This window comes from Streptomyces vinaceus, assembly GCF_008704935.1.
GTDB classification, from domain to species: Bacteria; Actinomycetota; Actinomycetes; order Streptomycetales; family Streptomycetaceae; genus Streptomyces; species Streptomyces vinaceus.
Genome location: NZ_CP023692.1, coordinates 1,180,614 through 1,199,042, shown reverse-complemented (window position 1 = coordinate 1,199,042; position 18,429 = coordinate 1,180,614). Strand labels below are relative to the sequence as shown.

The 18,429-nt window shown below is 73.3% G+C and carries 14 protein-coding genes; 12 read left to right on the top strand and 2 right to left on the bottom strand.

The annotated features are described in order from the left end of the window. Positions 1 to 44: 44 nt before the first annotated feature. The 4 genes from CP980_RS05360 (at position 45) to CP980_RS05345 (ending at position 5,564) form a co-directional block, all read left to right on the top strand. Entirely contained in the window at positions 45 to 2,204 is a 2,160-nt protein-coding gene (locus CP980_RS05360; protein ID WP_150492781.1) for a SpoIIE family protein phosphatase, read from the top strand. A gap of 225 nt (positions 2,205 to 2,429) precedes the next feature. Beyond that, the gene (locus CP980_RS05355) at positions 2,430 to 3,125 is read left to right on the top strand and encodes a DUF4142 domain-containing protein (RefSeq protein WP_132754773.1); all 696 of its coding nucleotides are present in this window, start codon (positions 2,430 to 2,432) and stop codon (positions 3,123 to 3,125) included. Positions 3,126 to 3,134: 9 nt separating this feature from the next. After that, the gene (locus CP980_RS05350; RefSeq protein WP_150492780.1) at positions 3,135 to 4,538 is read left to right on the top strand and encodes a DUF1996 domain-containing protein; all 1,404 of its coding nucleotides are present in this window, start codon (positions 3,135 to 3,137) and stop codon (positions 4,536 to 4,538) included. A 156-nt stretch (positions 4,539 to 4,694) separates the two neighbouring features. After that, positions 4,695 to 5,564: an RNA polymerase sigma factor gene (locus CP980_RS05345; RefSeq protein ID WP_150492779.1), complete on the top strand. Its 870-nt coding sequence runs from the start codon at positions 4,695 to 4,697 to the stop codon at positions 5,562 to 5,564. A gap of 138 nt (positions 5,565 to 5,702) precedes the next feature. Here the strand turns inward: CP980_RS05345 and CP980_RS05340 are convergent, their stop codons facing one another. After that, a complete protein-coding gene (locus CP980_RS05340; RefSeq protein WP_132754488.1) occupies positions 5,703 to 6,926 on the bottom strand; it encodes a PucR family transcriptional regulator in 1,224 nt (407 codons plus the stop codon). A 460-nt stretch (positions 6,927 to 7,386) separates the two neighbouring features. Here CP980_RS05340 and CP980_RS35505 point away from each other — a divergent pair, with 460 nt between their 5' ends. The 5 genes from CP980_RS35505 (at position 7,387) to fusA (ending at position 14,247) form a co-directional block, all read left to right on the top strand. Further along, complete coding sequence (locus CP980_RS35505; protein WP_189998372.1) at positions 7,387 to 8,541, top strand: hypothetical protein; 1,155 nt, start codon at positions 7,387 to 7,389, stop codon at positions 8,539 to 8,541. Next, positions 8,538 to 9,986 (top strand): NADH-quinone oxidoreductase subunit NuoF family protein, encoded by a 1,449-nt coding sequence (locus CP980_RS05330; RefSeq protein ID WP_150492778.1) that lies wholly within the window; start codon positions 8,538 to 8,540, stop codon positions 9,984 to 9,986. Before CP980_RS35505 ends, CP980_RS05330 begins: the two co-directional genes overlap by 4 nt. 145 nt (positions 9,987 to 10,131) lie before the next feature. Next, the gene (locus tag CP980_RS05325; RefSeq protein ID WP_229906835.1) at positions 10,132 to 11,178 is read left to right on the top strand and encodes an SCO0930 family lipoprotein; all 1,047 of its coding nucleotides are present in this window, start codon (positions 10,132 to 10,134) and stop codon (positions 11,176 to 11,178) included. A gap of 54 nt (positions 11,179 to 11,232) precedes the next feature. Continuing rightward, the gene (locus CP980_RS05320; RefSeq protein WP_150492777.1) at positions 11,233 to 11,802 is read left to right on the top strand and encodes a hypothetical protein; all 570 of its coding nucleotides are present in this window, start codon (positions 11,233 to 11,235) and stop codon (positions 11,800 to 11,802) included. A gap of 366 nt (positions 11,803 to 12,168) precedes the next feature. Next, entirely contained in the window at positions 12,169 to 14,247 is a 2,079-nt protein-coding gene (fusA, locus tag CP980_RS05315) for an elongation factor G (RefSeq protein WP_150492776.1), read from the top strand. 12 nt (positions 14,248 to 14,259) lie between these two features. Here the strand turns inward: fusA and CP980_RS05310 are convergent, their stop codons facing one another. Beyond that, positions 14,260 to 16,674, bottom strand: a complete 2,415-nt coding sequence (locus CP980_RS05310) for a SpoIIE family protein phosphatase (protein ID WP_167535795.1) — start codon at positions 16,672 to 16,674, stop codon at positions 14,260 to 14,262. Between the two features lie 273 nt (positions 16,675 to 16,947). On the opposite strand from CP980_RS05310, the gene panD reads away from it, so the two are divergent. Genes panD through CP980_RS05295 form a run of 3 tightly spaced genes read left to right on the top strand, consistent with a single transcriptional unit; the run spans position 16,948 to position 18,422 of the window. Next, positions 16,948 to 17,367, top strand: coding sequence for an aspartate 1-decarboxylase (panD, locus tag CP980_RS05305; protein WP_053788764.1), 420 nt, complete (start codon positions 16,948 to 16,950; stop codon positions 17,365 to 17,367). A gap of 15 nt (positions 17,368 to 17,382) precedes the next feature. Continuing rightward, the gene (locus tag CP980_RS05300) at positions 17,383 to 17,742 is read left to right on the top strand and encodes a GNAT family N-acetyltransferase (RefSeq protein WP_150492774.1); all 360 of its coding nucleotides are present in this window, start codon (positions 17,383 to 17,385) and stop codon (positions 17,740 to 17,742) included. Beyond that, positions 17,736 to 18,422 carry an aspartate/glutamate racemase family protein gene (locus tag CP980_RS05295; RefSeq protein WP_150492773.1) on the top strand — a complete coding sequence of 229 codons (687 nt, stop codon included), beginning with the start codon at positions 17,736 to 17,738 and terminating at the stop codon, positions 18,420 to 18,422. The genes CP980_RS05300 and CP980_RS05295 overlap by 7 nt, the downstream gene beginning before the upstream one ends. Positions 18,423 to 18,429: the final 7 nt, after the last annotated feature.

Genomic DNA, 18,429 nt, shown 5'->3' with positions numbered 1-18,429 from the left:
CGATGCACCGCCCCAGCGGCAGTGGACGGGAAGGAGCGCCCGGCATGAGTACGGCGGACGCCTCCCCGGACGGCCCGGAACCGGCGCGCCAGGGCCCCGCGGCCCGGCCCGCGGCCCCGCATCCCTCCGACGGCCCCCCCGACGACCTGTCCGTCGACCCCGCCACCGGGCCCGGCCTCCTCGACGTGCTCGGCGTCGCGGGGGTGGTCCTCGACGCGGCGGGGCGGATCGCGCTCTGGAGCCCCCAGGCCGAGGAGCTGTTCGGCTACACCGCCAGCGACGCGCTCGGACGGTTCGCGGCGCAGCTCCTCGTCGACGAGCAGAACCTGCCCCTGGTCCTCGGCCTCTTCGAGGAGGTGATGACCGGCACCGGCTCCTGGGCGGGCGCCTTCCCCGTACGGCACAAGGACGGCTCCACCCGCCTGGCGGAATTCCGCAACATGCGGCTGGAGGACAGCGAGGGGCGGCGCTACGCCCTCGGCATCATCTCCGACCAGGCCACCGTCCGGCGCGTGGAACGCGACCTGGCCCTGTCCATGCGGCTGGTCGCGCAGTCCCCGATCGGACTGGCCGTCCTGGACACCGAGCTGCGCTACGTGCTGGTCAACCCCGCCCTGGAACGGATCAACGGACTGCCCGCCGCCGAGCACCTGGGACGGCGCGTCCACGAGGCCCTGCCGCATGTGGACACGGAGTCCATCGAGGCGGCCATGTACGAGGTCCTGTCCACCGGCCGGCCGCAGCTGAACCGGTTCACCACCGGCCGTACGCCCGCCGACCCCGACCAGGACCACGCCTGGTCGCTCTCCCTCTACCGGCTCGACGACCCGGCGGGGCGGGCGCTCGGGATCGCCGCGTCCATCGTCGACGTCACCGAGCAGCACAAGACGTCGAGGGCCGTCGCCCTGGCCCGCCAGCGGCTCGCCCTGATCGCCGACGCCTCCGTACGCATCGGCACCACCCTCGACCTCTGGGTCACCGCGCGGGAGCTCGGTGACATCGCCGTGCCGCAGCTCGCCGACCTCGCCACGGTCGACGTCCTGGACGCCGTCCTGACCGGCGACCACCAGCCCGGGGCCCCGACCGACGAGACCGTGCGCTTCCGGGCCCTCGCCGTCAAGGCGGCCCGTCCGACCCCCGCCACCCTCGCGGTCGACCCGGTCGGCTCGATCGCCCGCTACGACACCACGCGGGTGGTCACCCAGTGCGTACGGGCCGCCCGGCCGGTGCTGGTGGCGGAGGTCGAGGAGGGTGATCTGCCCAGCGTCGCCCGCGACGCCGATGCCGCCGCCCTGCTCGCCGCGGCCGGGCTGCACTCGTACCTCGCCGTACCGCTCATCGCCCGCGGCGAGGTCATCGGCGCCCTCGGGCTCCAACGCACCGACAACCCGCTGCCGTTCGACCAGGACGACGTCCTGCTCGCCAGCGAACTCGCGGCCCGCGCCGCCGTCTGCATCGACAACGCCCGCTGGTACCAGCAGCAGCGCCGGGCCGCCCTCACCCTCCAGCGCCACCTGCTGCCCCACCACCCCACGCCCACCCCGGGCCTGGAGATCGCCTACCGCTACCAGCCCGCCGAGGCGGCCGGCGAGGTCGGCGGTGACTGGTTCGACGTCATCCCGCTGCCCGAGGACAAGACCGCCCTGGTGGTCGGCGACGTCATGGGCAGCGGCATCAACGCCGCCGCCACCATGGGCCAACTGCGCACCGCCGCCCGCACCCTGGCGGAGCTCGACCTCGACCCCGCCACCGTCCTGACCCGGCTCGACCACACCGCCACCGGGCTCGGACACACCATGGCCACCTGCGTGATCGCGGTGTACGACCCGCACCGGGGTCGGTGCCGCATCGCGACCGCGGGCCATCTGCCGCCCGTACGGACGAGCCCCGGGCGCCCGCCCGAGCTGCTCGACCTGCCGACCGGCGCACCCCTGGGGGTCGGCGGCGTGCCCTTCGAGGCCACCGCCCTGGACCTGGACGTCGGCGATCAGCTCGTCCTCTACACCGACGGCCTCGTCGAAACCCGGGACCAGGACATCGACATCCGGCTGCAGGCGCTCACCGAGCTGCTCCACGACCCGTCCCGTCCCCTTGAGGAGACCTGCGACCTGCTCCTGGCCGAGCTGCGCCAGCCGGACGGCCGCGACGACGTGGCCCTGCTCGTGGCCCGCACCCGACCCGTCGCCGAGGCTCCCCAGAGCTAGCGCTCGCGCACGGTACCAGCCTTTCGGGGCGTTGCCCGGATGTTTGTCCATTCGTGATGGTCCTTCCAAACAGGCACCACAACTGGCACTAGCGTCCCGTGGCACCCGGGGAGCGCGGGTGCATTGGCCACGGGCAACTGCCGGAGCCCGAGCCGGCGCGCCCCCTCCCGGTCCACGCAGCAAGGAGGCACAGTGCTGTCTTTCCGTCGGTCGGCCGTCGGCAGCATGTCGGTGGCATCGAGACACGTGATGGCGACCGGTGTCGTCATCGGCGCCCTCGCGTTCACCCTGATCGCGTTGCTGATCCCCGTACAGAAGTTCGGCGGGAGCAACGCCTCCGCCGCCACCGCTCCGGCGGCCGACGACGACGGTGCTGGGACCCTGAGCACGGCCTTCGGGCCGCTCACCCCCCAGGACCGGGACTTCGTCCGCAAGGTGCGGCTCGCCGGCCTGTGGGAGCTGCCCGCGGGCCGGCAGGCCATGCAGCGCAGCTCCCGTCCCGCGATCCGCACCGCGGGGATGCACCTCGTCGAAGGCCACACCGAACTGGACCGCAGGGTCCTGGAGGTGGGGCAGGCCCTCGGCATGGAGCTCCCCAGCCAGCCCAGTGCGCAGCAGCAGGGCTGGCTCGACCAAATGGACAAGGCCCAAGGCCCCCAGTACGAGCAGCTGTTCATCCAGCTGCTGCGCAGGGCGCACGGCAAGGTGTTCCAACTGGTCGCCCAGATCCGCGCGCAGACCCGCAACTCACAGGTCCGTGCCCTGGCCACGGACGCCAACAACACGGTCCTGGACCACATCTCGGTCCTTGAGGCCAGCGGGCTGGTCGACTTCGACGGCCTCACGGACACCCCGCCCGGCACCCCCTCCGGGCCCGCCACCGCCCCCGCTTCCTCCCCCGTATCCCGACCGACGAAGTGAAGTGATCGCATGAGCCAAAAGGGCCACAAACGCCGGCTACGGCCGAAGCACAAGCTCCTCGCCGCGATGTCCGCCCTCGTCCTGGGCGGCGGCGGTGTCGTGATCGTCGCCCAGGGCGCCTTCGCTGGGCAGGACTCCCGCAACGCCCCCGTGACCGCCACCATCGACTGCCCGGACGTCGGCGACAAGCTGGAGAACGTCCCGGACCAGGCCCGCGGCGAGGTGGACGCGAACCTCGCGAAGCTCGACACCCAGGTCGCCGACGCCTACCAGCAGCTCTCCTCCGGCCGGGCCCAGGGCAAGGCCCTGCTGGGCGGGCTGAAGCAGCAGCGTGACAAGACCATCACCAGCCTCTCCGACGCGCTGGGGAAGGCGGGCCAGAAGCCCGCCGGGCTGCAGGGGCTCAGTGCCTGCGTGATGAAGGAGGCGGCGGCCGCCGACCCGGCGGACGAGCCGGCCCTCGCGAACGGCGCCGACGCGGCCGCGAAGCAGGGCGCGCCCCAGCAACAGCAGCAACAGCAGCAGGCCAAGGGCGGCCCGGCGCGCAGCGACTTCGTGGCCATCAACACCGTCAAGCCCAACGTGCGCAAGCCGGCGGCGCGCGGCGGCGCCTCCACCGGATCGTTCGCCGTGCAGTGCGGGCGCAACGAGAACGGCCACTTCAACCCCGACAACGTCATCGTCGCGCCCGGCGTGAGCAACGGCGCCCACCACATGCACGACTACGTCGGCAACAAGACCACCGACGCCTTCTCCACGAACAACAGCCTCGCCCAGTCCGGCACCACCTGCACCAACGGCGACCAGTCGACCTACTACTGGCCCGTGCTGCGACTGCGCGACGGCAAGGCGGAGAAGGACGCGAAGGCGCCCGGCGGCGGCCAGGACGCCAACATCGGCACGATCCTGAAGCCGAAGCAGGTGACCATCGAGTTCAAGGGCAGCCCCGTCAGCAAGGTCGCGGCCATGCCCCGCTTCATGCGGATCATCACCGGTGACGCCAAGGCCCTCACCAACGGCAACGCCAACGCGAACGCCTCGTGGAGCTGCACCGGCTTCGAGAACCGCCAGCTGAAGGACAAGTACCCGGTGTGCCCGAAGGGCAGTGACGTCGTGCGGACGTTCAACTTCCAGAGCTGCTGGGACGGCAAGAACATCGACAGCGCCAACCACCGCACGCACGTGGCCTTCGCCGACAACAACGGCAACTGCAAGAAGGGCTTCAAGGCCATTCCGCAGCTGGTCCAGCGGATCGTCTACAGCGTGCCCCCCGGCTCCCGCTTCGCCGTGGACAGCTTCCCCGAGCAGCTCCACAAGCCGGTGACCGACCACGGAGACTTCATCAACGTCATGTCGAACGGCCTGATGGCCGGCGCGGTGCGCTGCATCAACGACGGGCGCGCCTGCCGCTGAGAACCCTCGGGACGGCGCCCCCCTCCCACCTCCCCCGCGTCGCCCCGAGAGAGCGGTGCCGGTCCGAAGCCGACTTCGGGCCGGCACCGCGTACGCGTGTGTGCCACCGACCGAAGGGGCCCGCGTACGGTCCCTGCGACACCCACGAGGAGTGCCATGTCCGGCTCTCGTCACACCACCCCCTCCGAACCCCGTCCGGTACCCGACCCCGAATCCGAACCCGATCCCGACCCCGAACCCGATCCCGGGACCGCGGACCGGGACGCGGACGGGCACCTCGTACGGCGGCTCAGGGCGGCCTACGCCGCCGGCGACGGAGATCCGGCCGTCTGCGAGCTCCTGTACCGGCGGCACCGTGCCGCCGCTTTCGCATGTGCGCGCCGCTGCTCCCGGTCCCCGCAGGACGCCGAGGACCTCGTGTCGGAGGCGTTCATCCGCACCCTCCAGGCGGTCCGCTCGGGAGCCGGGCCGCGCGAGGACTGGCGCCCGTACCTCCTGTCGGTGGTCCGCCGCACGGCCGTCGAGTGGCGGGCCTACGCCGGGAGGACCGTCCTGACGGCGGACATCGAGGCATGGTGCCGGCCCGGTCCCGACGGGGACGACCCGCAGCGCCGGCTCCTGGACGGTGAGGACCGCCGGCTCGTCACCCGCTCCTTCCAGGCCCTGCCCGAGCGCTGGAAGGCCGTCCTCTGGCACACCCTCGTCGAGGACGACTGCCCGCACCCCGTCCCCCTGCTGCTCGGCATCACCCCGAGCGCGGTGAGCTCACTGGCCTTCCGGGCCCGCGAGGGGCTGCGCGAGGCGTACCTGCGGGCCCACCTGGACACGGCCGACGACGACCGGTGCCGCCACTACGGCAGCCTGCTCGGTGCGGTGATGCGGCGGCGCGGGAACACGCCGCGCGGCCGCGGGCTCGCCCGGCACCTGGCCTCCTGCCGGTCCTGCTCGCGTGCGTACGCCGAGCTGCTGGACCTCAATGCCGCGCTGCGCGCCGGAGCGGAGTCCGCGGTACTGGTCGCCCTGTAGGCCGGTGGCACACGGCGGCCCCGGCCCCCCTCCGCTCCGCGGGGCGGGGGAGGGGACCGGGGCCGAATCCGTGTCTACGGCGAGGGTCGGGGGTCTGGGGGGTTTCGGGGGTTCGGGGGTCGGGGCCGGGGAGCGGGGCTACAGGCCGTTGACGCGGGCCATGCGCCCGACGCCCAGCGGCCGGAAGTCGGTGGTGGCGACGCGCACCTTGCGGCCGATCCGCGAGTTCTGGCGGCGTACCTGCGCCATGAGGCGCCGGCTGCGCAGGGCCATTTCGAGCTCGAACCGGGTCCGCGGATCGCGCAGGCCGGGTCCGAAGAGCTTTTCGAGCTGCCGCATGCGGTAGCGCACGGTCTGGGGGTGGACGCTCAGCGCCTTCGCGGCCTCGGGGGCGCCGCCGCCCTCCAGCCAGGCCAGCAGGGTCACTTCGAGCCGTTCGCTCTGGCGCGGGGTCAGGCTGGCCAGCGGCCGCAGCCAGCGTGCGGCCAGTGCGTGCGCCAGCGGCTCGTCCTGGAGCAGCAGGAGGGTGGAGAGGTGGTCGTCGACGAAGAGGGCCCGCGCCTCCATGCCGGGGCGGTTGGGGGTCAGGGCCAGCAGTCGCAGGGCCCACCGCAGGGAGGAAGCGGTGTCGCGGGGGGCGACGGGGTGGCCCACGGCGGCGAAGCGACCGCGCAGCAGGGCCTCCAGGGAGGCCCGGGTCTCCGGGTCGGGGCTCGGGACCAGCAGGCAGGGCTGGCCGCCGACCATGCCGGCGAGTCCGTCGTCCAGTACGGCCGCGAGCTGCTGGGTCTCGCCCGGGGTGGCGAGGGCGATGGCGCGTATCTCGGCCGGGAGCGGCCAGTCGGCCGCGGCGGCCAGCTCGGAGAGCGCAATTTCAGCCATGGGCATGTCACTGGTAAGGGCGGAAAAGAGCTCCCGCCGTGCCCGTTCGGAGCGGGTCCCGAGACCGTCGCGGGGGACGACCGTCAAAGGGGCCAACTGCCTTCGCCGGCCGGGGTCCTGGAGAGCGGCCGGCGGGCCGCGGTGCTCCTCCTCGTCGTCCTCCTCCTCTTCCTGGTCCGGGTGTTCGTGCTCGGCCGCGTAGTCCTCCTCTTCCTCTTCCTCGTCGGGGTGGGCGTGTTCCGTCACCTTGTTCTGCTGCCGAGGCGCGGGTTCGCGGTACCCGAGGGCGGTGAGCAGGGCCACTTCGAGCCGCTGTCTGACCACCTCCTCGTCAAGGTCGTCGACGAGGGCGGAGAACCCGGGGAGCTCCTCCCTCAGCTCCTCCACCATCCCGGCGGTCAGCGCGGGGAGTTCCCTGCGCAGGACCCGGGTCCATTCGCCTCGGGGACGGGCCCAGATGCGGTTCAGAAGTTCGCACATTGTTACCTCGTTCATGCCGGGGTACGGCCTGCCCCGTGGGAGGGTGACAAGCCTGTCGAGGCAGCCTCCGTCCCCCCTCTGCGCCAGTGCGGACGGGGGAGTTGAGCACCTCGTACACCCTCCAGGAGAGTGCCATCCACTTGCAGTCCCGCGGCTTTGCCTGAGTTTTGCCGTCGGGGAGGTGTGGTGGCGGACAAGACGTCACTCCCGTTGCCACCGCACCGTTGGAAGGGAATCTTCCGGGGACGCCAGGCGTGACGATGCCACGCGCGCCAGAACTTGTCACGATTAGATAAATACTGTGGAGGCGTTGCGAAGGTCCACGATGCTTCTGCACTCCGGCCCCAGCTCCCGGTCGGCGGGACCTCATCTCCCGCCCGCCGCGGAGCAGTTCCGTCGACTACCCCGGGCGCCGAGTGCGCGGTGGAGTGCCTCGGGCCTGGGCGTATGGGAGAACTACATGCCCCTGTCCCCAGCCCGTACGCCCCGCTCACACCGGGCCCGCAGCGCCAGACGCCATGCCGGCGCGGCCGCTGCGGCCGCCGCCGGCCGGCGGGCCGTGCGCAGGCCCCCCTTGCTGTCCCCGGCCGGAGGCGTGCGCCCCGCCACGCTCGTCGTCGCCGCCCTCACGGGCCTGCTCGCCCTGTCCGTGGCGGCCCGGGCGGGCGCCCTGAGCCACTTCTGGGACTTCCTCGACTTCGGTGCGGGCGTCCTCTCGCTCGTCTCGCTCACCTCCGCCGTCCTGTGGGGCCTCGCGGCCACGGACCGTACGGTGCTCACCTCCGGGCACCGGCTGGTCGCCCAGGCGGCGCACCGCGGCCTCGCCGTCGCGGGGCTGGGCTTCCTGCTCCTGCACATATGGGTCAAGGTCGCCGAATCGCAGACCGGGATCGCCTCCGCGTTCCTGCCGTTCACCGATCAGGACCAGCCGGTGCTGATCGGCCTCGGCACCCTGGCCGGATACGTCTTCGTCTCCACGGCGGTTTCCGGCGCGGTCCGCAGCGCCTTCGCCACCAAGGGCCGCTCCCTGTGGTGGCGGGCCCTGCACTTCGGCGCGTACCCCGCGTGGGGCGCGTCCCTGGTGCACGGGCTCAAGGCCGGCCGCCCGGCCAGCGCCTGGGTGACCGTCTCGTACGCCCTTTGCCTGCTCGGGGTGGCCGGCGTGCTCGCCGTCCGGCTCCGGGCGAGGCTGCGCGCCGCGCCCGTACGGCCGGTCGCCGTCTCGGCGGCCACTCCCCAGGGTGCGCCGCCCCGGCCCGGGAAGCCTCCGCAGCGGTTCGTGCGGCAGCCCGCGGAGTGGGCGGCCGAGCGGCTGACGGCGCGCCTGGCCCGGCAGTCGGACCGGCGCTCCGTCGCGCCGCAGCCCGGTCCCGCGGCCGCGCCGGCGGGGGGCGCCTTCGTACCCTCGCCCCGGCAGGCCCTGGAGCCCACGACCGAGGTCCTCCCGCCGTACGCCACGACGGCGTACGCGCCGCCGTACGGCAGTGACGCGTACGGCACCGACGCGTACGGCACCGACACGTACGACACGGTGGTCATCCCCAGCAGCATCGGGGCCTGGCCCGGAACGGACCGGCCCGGGGGCTCGTTCGACGGGATGCGGGGCCGTCAGTGACGTCGATCGTCGATCCCGCCCTCGGATGCGTCGGCCAGCCCAGGCTGCTGGCCGGCCTCGACGTGCTGCCGCGGCTCGACCGGGCCAACCACGCGGTGGTGCACGGCCCGATACCGCAGTACACCGCGGGCGATCTCGTGGAGCTCGCCGAGGGCATCGACCTGCGGGGCCGCGGGGGAGCGGGATTCCCGTTCGCCCGCAAGCTCAAAGCGGTCGTCCGGTCCGCCCGGACCAAGGAGGGGCGGACCGCCGTCGTGGTGAACGGCACCGAGGGGGAGCCGAGCTGCCTCAAGGACGCGGCCATGCTGCTGCACTCCCCGCACCTGGTGCTCGACGGAGCGCTGCTGGCAGCCGACGCGATCGGCGCCGAGGAGGTCGCCATCGGGGTGACCCGGGACGACGTGGAGCAGTCCCTGCGGGCCGCCGTCGCCGAGCGCGGCGTGTCGGCCGGCCGCGTCCGCGTCGGTCGGCTCCCCGAGCGGTTCGTCTCCGGGGAGGGGACCTCCCTCGTGAACGGACTCAACGGGGGCGCGGCCGTCCCCAACGGGCAGAAGGTCCGTACCAGCGAGCGGGGCCTGAGCGGTCTGCCGACCCTGCTGTCCAACACCGAGACGTACGCGCAGCTCGCCGTCGCGGCCAGGATCGGGGTAACGGGATTCCGCTCGGTCGGCCTGGAGAGCGAGCCGGGCACCGTCATGCTCACGATCAGCGGTTCGACGGTCGTCGAGGCGCCGCTCGGGACGTCACTGGCGTACGTCCTGGAGCTGTGCGGCTCCTCCCCGGGCCAGGGCGTCCTGGTCGGCGGGTACCACGGCAAATGGCTGACGGCCGCGGCCGCGCGGACCGCCCTGCTCTCCCGGGAATCGCTGTCCTCGCTCAAGGCCACGCTGGGTGCGGGCGCGGTCCTGCCGCTGCCCGAGGACACCTGTCCGGCGGGCGAAGTGGCCCGCGTGATGCGCTGGATGGCGGACGAGACCGCCGGCCAGTGCGGCCCGTGCGTCAGGGGCCTGCCCTCGCTCGCCGATGCCGTGGAGGCTCTCGTGGCCGGGGGAGGCCGCTCCGCCCTGGAGGCGGTCGAGGCGCGGATGCGGGGGGTGCTGCGGCGCGGCGCGTGCAGCCATCCCGACGGCACCTCGGCCTTCATGGCCTCCGCGCTCGCCGTCTTCCCCGACGAGATGCGCGACCACGCCCTGGGCAGCGGCTGCGGACGCCGTGTGCTCGGGGCGCTGCCCCTGCCCGAGGACGAGAACCCCGAACGGCTCGTCGTGGACTGGACGCTGTGCAAGGGGCACGGGCTCTGCGTGGACGTGCTGCCCGACGTCGTACGGCTGGACCGGGACGGCTATCCGGCGGAGGCCGTCATGTCCGTGCCCGGAAGGCTGCGGCCGATGGCGCTGCGCGCGGTACGGCGCTGCCCCGCGCTCGCGCTGCGCATTCAGGAATGAGCCGGCGGTAAACGGCCGCCGGCGACGGGAGTTCAAGGGTTAGCGCGATCTGATAAATTCCCGCTCATTCGAATTCGGTGAACCCGCCAGGCCTTATGAATAAGGCAGTAGACGAACCCCCCGGGTTCAACCCGAAGGAGTGATCGTGAACAAGACGCGTCGTATCTCAACGGTCGGATCGGTGGCCGCGGTTCTGCTGCTGGCGGCAGGATGCGGAAGCAGCGACAATGGCGCCGCGCGCAATACGAATTCCGTACAGCCGGCAGGCGCCGGCAAGGCCCTCGGAGGCGCGTACGACACGGGCTACGGAGCGGGCGGTTACGGGGCGGGCGCCGCCGCCGGCTCCGGTTCGGGCTCGGACGTCGGATCGGGCTCCGGCAAGGCCGGATCGGCCGGGCAGCTGTCCGTACGCGACATCGCGAGCGTGGGCAGCGTGGTCACCGACAGCGCCGGGATGGCCCTCTACCGCTTCGACAAGGACACGCCGCAGCCGCCCAAGTCCAACTGTGACGGGGACTGCGCCACGGTGTGGCCGGCCGTCCCGGCCGACGACGCCACGGCCGCCGCCGGCATCGACGCGGCCCTGATCGGTTCGGTCGACCGGACCGACGGCAGCAAGCAGCTGACCCTCGGCGGCTGGCCCGTGTACCGCTACGCGAAGGACACGAAGGCGGGCGAGGCGAAGGGCGAGGGCGTCGGCGGCACCTGGCACGCACTGGCGCCGGACGGCAAGAAGGCCGTCGACAAGAAACAGAAGGAGGCCGGAAATACCGGAAACGGAACTGGAATGGAAATGGGGGCGGGAGCGGGAGGGATGAACATGAAGTCGGGGGCGGAACTCTCCGTCGCCGACAATGAAAAGCTCGGCAAGATCCTGGTGGACGGGCAGTGGCGTACGCTCTACCGATTCGACAAGGACAGTGCGTGGCCGATGAAGTTCGGCTGCCTCGGGGCCTGCCTGGACACGTGGAAGCCCGCCGCGGCCATCGACAAGGCGAAGGCCGAGGGGATCAACGGCAAGCTGGTCGGTTCGGTGAAGCGGCCCGACGGCAGCGAGCAGCTCACGATCGACTGCTGGCCGGTCTACACCTTCACCGGGGACACCGAACCCGGCCAGGCCAACGGGCACAACAAGCAGGGTCTCTGGTTCGCGGTCACCGCCGAGGGCAAGAAGGTCCCGCCGACCGCGTAGCGCACGCCGCAGGCCCCCGATCCCGACCTTCCCGACCCTGTGAGGCAGTCAGCCATGCCCCGATCACCGCGCCCCGCCGCTTCCGCCGCCGCTGCCGCCGTGCTGCTCGCGACGCTGCTGTGCGGCGGCTGCGCCGCCCGGGTGGCGGCCGGTCAGGAACCGGCCGAGGGCTCGTCCGCCCCGGCCCCGGCCTCGACCGCCCGCCCCGCCCCGCTCCAGGAGATCGCCGCCGCCCTCGGCTGTGCGCCCGAGACCACGGTCGACGCGGAAGAACTCCGGGAAGGGGCGTGCGGGTCGGGCCAGCAGGGCTTCCGGATGGCCACCTTCACGAGCGAGCAGGGCCGCCGGACCTGGCTGAACGAGGCCCAGATGTACGGCGGTACGTACCTCGTCGGTCCCACCTGGGTCATCACGGCGGCCTCCGCCGAGGCCCTGGCCGGTGCCCACACCCGGCTCGGCGGAACCATCGAGACCGTCTCCGGCCACGGCTCCTCCCCGCATGACGCGCCGCATGACGCGTCCCACGACCCTTCGCACGACCTCGCGCACGATCCGTCGCACGACCCCGCGCACGACGCCTCCCACGACGGCGGGCACGACTCCCCGAGTCCCGCCGCGTCCTGAGGGGGCGCCCGGCCCGGTACCGCGATCAAATGCGGTGCCGGGCCGCCGTCGTGTCCCTACACTCGTTCCCATGCCGCCACCGGACGTGGTGCGCACTTCGTCGACGTGAGGGGAGCCGGGCCGTGTGTCACCGCATCGCCGTGTTCGCTCCCCGGTCCCGGTACGACGTGATCCTGGTGTCCCCGTCCGTCCGATGACGGCTGCGCGGCCGCCATCGGATGCCCGCGACGACTGACACGCCCTTCACCGGTTCCACCGGTGCGCACCGGCCTGCCCGGGTACGCCCGGCTCCACCGGTACGCCCCGGCTCGTCCCCCGTCCGGAAATCGCGCTGCCCTTCCCGAACTCCCGGAAAGACCAGGGGCCATGCGCACCCACCCGCACACTTCGACCACCGTCCGCAATCTCGGCATCCTCGCGCACGTCGACGCCGGCAAGACCACCGTCACCGAGCGGATCCTCTACGCCACCGGTGCCACCCACAAACGCGGCGAGGTCCACGACGGCACGACCGTCACCGACTACGACCCCCAGGAGCGCGACCGCGGCATCACCATCTTCGCCGCCGCCGTCAGCTGTAGGTGGGACGGCCACCACGTCAACCTGATCGACACCCCGGGACACGTCGACTTCTCCGACGAGGTGGAGCGCTCGCTGCGCGTACTCGACGGAGCGGTCGCGGTGTTCGACGCCGTCGCGGGCGTCGAACCGCAGAGCGAATCGGTCTGGCGGCAGGCCGACCGCCACGGCGTGCCGCGCCTGGTGTTCGTCAACAAGATGGACCGCGTCGGAGCCGACCTCGACCGGGCCATCGCGTCCGTGCAGGAGCGGCTGCACGTGGCCGCGCTGGTCGTCCAGCTGCCCATCGGGCAGGAGGACGCGTTCCGCGGGGCTGTGGACCTCGTCCACATGCGCGCGCTGCTCTGGGGCGACGAGCCGGACTCCTTCGCGGTGGGTCCGGTACCCGACGAGCTGCGGGAGGAGGCGGGCGTCCGCCGACGACTGCTGGAGGAGCGGGTGGCGGAACTCCACCCGGCCGCCCTGGAGGAGTACTGCGCCACCTCGGCGCTCTCCGCCGCCACGCTGACCGCCGCACTGCGCGACCTGACGCGCAGCGGCGAGGGGGTCGTCGTGCTCTGCGGCTCGGCCTACCGCAACCGCGGGATCGAGCCGCTGCTGGACGCGGTGGTCTCGTACCTCCCCTCGCCGGCGGACATGCCGCCGGTACGGGGAACCCGGGGCGCGGCGGTGGAGGAGAGGGCCGCCGACCCGGCGGCGCCGTTCGCCGCGCTCGCCTTCAAGGTGAACGCGACGGCGACCGGCAGGCTGACCTGCCTGCGGGTCTATTCGGGAACGATGAGGAAGGGGGAGACCGTGCTGGACGCGGGCACCGGCAGGACCGAGCGGATCGGCCGGATCCTGCGCGTCCAGGCCGACCGGCACGCCGAGGTGGAACAGGCCGTGGCCGGGGACATCGTCGCCGTCGTCGGGCTCAAGGGCACCCGGGCCGGGTCCACGCTCTGCGCCCCCGGGGCGCCGCTCGTCCTCGAACCGCCCAGGGCCGCCGCCCCAGTGGTGTCCGTGGCGGTCGAGGCGGGCGGCAGCGCCGAGACGGGCCGCCTGTCCGCGGCGCTGGCCAGGCTGGTCGAGGAGGACCCCTCGCTGGTGGTGCGGACTGACCCCGAGACGGGCCAGACCGTCCTGTCGGGAATGGGCGAGCTGCACCTGGAGGTGGCGGTGGAGAAGATCCGCCGCAGCCACGGGCTGCGGATCGCGGTGGGCCGCCCCCGGGTGGCGTACCGGGAGACCGTCGTGCGCGGGGTGTCGGGGCTGGTGTACCGGCACGTCAAACAGGAGGGCGGCGCGGGCCAGTTCGCCCATGTGGTCCTCGACGTCGAGCCGTTGGCGCCGGATGCGGAACAGTCGGGCGAAGGGGGCTTCGCGTTCCGGTCGACCGTCGTGGGCGGGCGGGTGCCCCAGGAGTACGTCCGCGCCGTCGAGGCGGGCTGCCGGGACGCGCTCGCCGAGGGTCCCCTCGGCGGCCATCCGGTGACCGGCCTGCGGGTCACGCTGACCGACGGGGCCACCCACTCCAAGGACTCCTCGGAGATGGCGTTCCGGGCGGCGGGCAGGTTCGCGCTGCGCGAGGCCCTGCGCGCCGCCGCGATGGAGCTGCTGGAGCCGGTGGCCGAGGTCGTGGTGAGCGTGCCCGACGACGCCGTCGGCGGGGTGCTGGGCGATCTGGCCGCCCGGCGCGGACGGGTCTCGGGCTCGGCCGCGCGGGCCGGGACCACCGCGGTCACCGCCACCGTGCCGCTGGCCGAGCTGTTCGGCTACGCGTCCCGGCTGCGCGGCCGCACCCAGGGGCGGGGCACGTTCACCGCCCGGCCCGCGGGCTACGCCCCCGTACCGGAGGCGGCGTACCGGCAGGCCCTGGCCGGCTAGCGGGCACCGCGCTCAGCCCTTCCTGGAGGAGGCCCCGGCCTCCTCCAGGAACCCCTCGGGGAAGGGCTGTTCGGTCCAGATGGTCTTGCCGCGGGCGTGGTAGCGGGTCCCCCACAGCTGGGCCAGCTGCGCCACCATGAACAACCCGCGCCCTCCCTCGTCCGTCTCCTCCGCGCGCCGCACGTGCGGGGTGGTGCTGCTGCCGTCCGAGACCTCGCAGATCAGCTCGCGGTCGCGGATCATCCGCAGCTGGATCGGCTCGCTGCCGTACCGGATCGCGTTGGTGACCAGCTCGCTGACCACCAGTTCCGTGGTGAACTCCAGCTCCTGCAGGCCCCATACGGCCAGCTGCCGCGTCGCGAGCGTACGGGCGCGGGCCACGACCTCCGGCTCCGCCGGCAGGTCCCATGTGACGTGGTGCTCGGCCGGGAGCTCGTGCAGGCGCACCATCAGCACCGCCACGTCGTTCTGCGGCAGCACCGGGAGCAGCCGGCCGATCACCGCGTCGCAGGCCTGGTCGAGCCCGTTCGGCGGGGTGAGCGCGATGCCCGAGAGCGCCTCCGGGAGCCGGTCGAGGCCGAGGTCCACCTCCCGGTCGGGGGCCGCGACCAGGCCGTGGCTGTACAGCACCAGGACGTCCCCGTCGTCCAGCGTCAACTCCGCCCCCTCGAACGGCGATCCGCCGAGGCCGAGCGGCGGACCCGCCGGCAGGGCCACGATGGCGGGAGTCCCGCCGACCGGGGCGAGCACGGGCGGCGGATGGCCCGCGCACGCCACGGCCAACTGCCGCGTGATCGGGTCGAAGACGGCGTACGCGCAGGTCGTCCCGGCGGCGCCGCCCCGCCGCCGCCCGCCGGCCTCCTCGTCGCCGTGCTCGTCCACGAAGCGGTGGATCTGGTCGTCCATGTACGAGAGCAGTTCGTCGGGGGACAGGTCGAGGTCCGCGAGGGTCCGCACCGCCGTCCGCAGCCGGCCCATGGTCACGGCGGCGGTCAGACCGCGCCCCTGCGCGTCGCCCACCACCAGCGCCACCCGCGCCCCCGACAGCGGGATCACGTCGTACCAGGCCCCGCCCAGCTCCGCCTGACCGTGCGCGGGCAGGTAGCGGGTCACCGCCTCCAGCGCGCCGAGGACCGGCAGCCGCTGGGGCAGCAGACTGCGCCGCAGGGCCAGCGCGGCCGTCCGCTCGCGCGTGTACCGGCTCGCGTTGTCGATGCACACTGCGGCCCGCGCCGAGATCTCCTCGGCCAGCAGGACGTCGTCCGGCTCGAACCCGTGGGCGCGGGCCTGGCGTACGAACACGGCGGCGCCGAGCACCGCCCCGCGGGCGGACATCGGTACGAGCAGCCAGGAGTGCACCCCGTACGTACGGACCCGCTCGGCCTGCGCCGGGTCGACCGGGGCGAGCTCCGCGATCAGCTGCTCGCCGGTCAGCAGCAGAGGTTCGCCCCCGGCCATGGCCCGGGTGAACAGGGAACCCGGCCCGGTGGTGAAGGGGTCGGGATCGCCCGTCGCGACCGCCGCCTTGACCGGGATCCCCGGCGCGGAGGAGGTCGCCGCACGCAGCAGGGTCACGGCCTCGCCCACCGTGCCGACGAGCGGCTCCTCGCCGCCGAGGACCGGGGCGGGCAGGTCGACGTAGGCGTGGTCGGCGAACTCCGGCACCGCCACCTCGACCAGCTCCTGCGCCGTGCGCAGCACGTCCAGCGTGGTGCCGATGCGCGTACTCGCGTCGTTGACCAGCGCCAACCGCTCGCGCGCCCGGGCCCGTTCGGTGACGTCGGCCACGGTGTGCGCGAGCGCGATCAGCTCGCCGGAGCTGCTGCGCAGCGGGAGGATGGTCTCGGACCAGACGTGCTGCCGGTCGGGATCGCCGCGCAGCAGGCCCCGTACCTCGGTCTGCACCAAGGCCTCGCCCGTCTCCAGGACATGGCGCTGGCGTGCTTCGAGGGCCGCCATGTCCAGCAGATCGGGCGGCGCCACCTCGGACATCGTGCGCCCGACGAACTCCTCGTTGGCGAAGCCCGCGCCGCGCCGCAGGGCGTCGTTCTGCGCGATGAAGCGCAGCTGGGTGTCGAAGACGTCGATGAGGAAAGGGGACTCGGTGAACAACCCCCTGATCAGGGCCTCGCTGAGCTCGCGCCGCCGCGTGGCGTCGGTGTCGGTCGCCTGGATCAGCCACTGCCGTTCTCCGGCCGTGGACATCATGGGCCGCGCGTGGAGCGCCACCTCGACCTCGCGCCCGCTGCGGTGCCTCAGCACCGCGTGCCCCGGCTCGGAGCGCGAGAGCAGCAGATCGGCCCCGCGCAGCCCGTGCACCTCGCGCGGGGTGTAGCCCAGCAGCCGCTCCGCCCCCGGCCCCCACCCGATGACCACTCCGTGGGCGTCGAGCAGGGCGTACGTCTCCTCACCCGGTTCCGCAACCACGCCGGAGGCATCGTGGAACACCGGGTCGTGCATCACTGCGCCCCACTTCCCGATCCGCGGAACGACTCACTGCGTACTGCTCCGATTATCGCTCTGCGTCACCGCTTGTGCAGCCTGGGTCGAGCCCCGCCGGAGCCGCCCCCCGCCCCGCCGGGCCGGGCCCGGCCCGGTCTGGCCGAGCGGCCCCCGGCTGCGTAGGCTGGCCCCGCCCTTGCGAGGCGGCCCTCGACCTGCACACCGCAGGCGGGGAGCAGACACACCGGGAGTTGCTCCATGCTGCGCACCATGTTCAAGTCCAAGATCCATCGGGCCACCGTCACCCAGGCCGACCTGCACTACGTCGGCTCCGTGACGATCGACGCCGATCTGCTCGACGCGGCGGATCTGCTGCCCGGGGAGCTCGTCCACATCGTGGACATCACCAACGGGGCGCGGCTGGAGACGTACGTCATCGAGGGCGAGCGCGGTTCCGGGGTCATCGGGATCAACGGCGCCGCCGCACACCTCGTGCACCCCGGGGACCTCGTCATCCTCATCAGCTACGCACAGGTCGAGGACGCCGAGGCAAGGGTGTTGAAGCCGCGCGTCGTCCACGTGGACGCGGACAATCGCATCATCGAACTGGGTGCGGATCCGTCCGCCCCGGTACCGGGAACGGACCAGGAGCGCAGCCCCCACGCGGTGGCTGTCTGAGGGGAGTCGGGGACCATGTCGAAGACCGAGGCCGGGGCCATCGAGTTCAAGGACGACCGTGACGCGGGGCGGCTGCTGGCCGTCGAGGACGGCGAGGTGGTCGGCCTCATCGCGTACTTCGTGCTCGACGCGCGGCCCCACGCCCTCGTGGCGGTGCACACGATCGTCGAGCCCGGGCACGAGGGGCGGGGCATCGCCGGGGACCTGGTGAAGGCGTTCTACGGGATCGCCGCCGCCGAGGGGGTGCCCGTGGTCCCGCTCTGCCCGTACGCGGCGAGCTGGGCCGGCCGCCACCCCGACCAGGCTCCCGAGGCGCCGGCCGAGGTGGTCGCGGCGGCGAAGCAGCAGCTGGACGCCAGCCCCGACCTGTGGTGACGCGCCTGACGCTGCTGCACACCTCGCCGGTCCACGTGCCGGTCTTCGACGCCCTGCGGGACCGGGACCACCCCGGGACCGTACTGCGCCACCTGGTGGCGCCGGAGCTGCTGGACCGGGCCCGTACGGACGGCCCGGACTCGGTGGCTGCGGCCCTCCGGGCCCTGCTGACCGGCTCCGCCGGCCCCGTCCTCGTCACCTGCTCGACCATCGGCGCCGTCGCGGAGTCCCTGGCGCCGGAGCTCGGTGTCCCGGTCCTGCGCGTCGACCGTCCGATGGCCGCGCGGGCCGTCCGTACGGGCGCGCGCATCACGGTGCTGGCCACCGTGGAGTCGACGCTGGCCCCGACGGTCGCCCTGCTGGCGGAGGAGGCCGAGCGGGCCGGCCGCCCGGTGTCGGTCACCACGCACCTGGTCGCGCACGCCTGGTCCCGCTTCGAGGCCGGCGACACCGCGGGCTACCTCGCCCTCGTGGCCCGGGCGGCGGACGGCGTCACCGAGGCGGACGCCCTGGTCCTGGCCCAGGCCTCGATGGCCGACGCCACGCTCCTGACCAGGACGTCCACCCCGATCCTGGCCAGCCCGGCCCCCGGCCTGGCCGCCGCCGCGCACGCGGCCCGTCAAGGGGCCGTTAATCCACACGAAGATGTCGATCACGCGGCTAGGATCGCGCCGGACTGATCGACAT

Excerpts from the sequence above, each read along its gene's own strand:
- CP980_RS05320 (WP_150492777.1), top strand. The coding sequence starts at position 11,233 with ATGCCCCGATCACCGCGCCCCGCCGCTTCCGCCGCCGCTGCCGCCGTG.
- CP980_RS05350 (WP_150492780.1), top strand. The coding sequence starts at position 3,135 with ATGAGCCAAAAGGGCCACAAACGCCGGCTACGGCCGAAGCACAAGCTC.
- CP980_RS05345 (WP_150492779.1), top strand. The coding sequence starts at position 4,695 with ATGTCCGGCTCTCGTCACACCACCCCCTCCGAACCCCGTCCGGTACCC.
- CP980_RS05355 (WP_132754773.1), top strand. The coding sequence starts at position 2,430 with ATGTCGGTGGCATCGAGACACGTGATGGCGACCGGTGTCGTCATCGGC.
- CP980_RS05300 (WP_150492774.1), top strand. The coding sequence starts at position 17,383 with ATGTCGAAGACCGAGGCCGGGGCCATCGAGTTCAAGGACGACCGTGAC.
- panD (WP_053788764.1), top strand. The coding sequence starts at position 16,948 with ATGCTGCGCACCATGTTCAAGTCCAAGATCCATCGGGCCACCGTCACC.
- fusA (WP_150492776.1), top strand. The coding sequence starts at position 12,169 with ATGCGCACCCACCCGCACACTTCGACCACCGTCCGCAATCTCGGCATC.
- CP980_RS05360 (WP_150492781.1), top strand. The coding sequence starts at position 45 with ATGAGTACGGCGGACGCCTCCCCGGACGGCCCGGAACCGGCGCGCCAG.
- CP980_RS05340 (WP_132754488.1), bottom strand. The coding sequence starts at position 6,926 with ATGTGCGAACTTCTGAACCGCATCTGGGCCCGTCCCCGAGGCGAATGG.
- CP980_RS35505 (WP_189998372.1), top strand. The coding sequence starts at position 7,387 with ATGCCCCTGTCCCCAGCCCGTACGCCCCGCTCACACCGGGCCCGCAGC.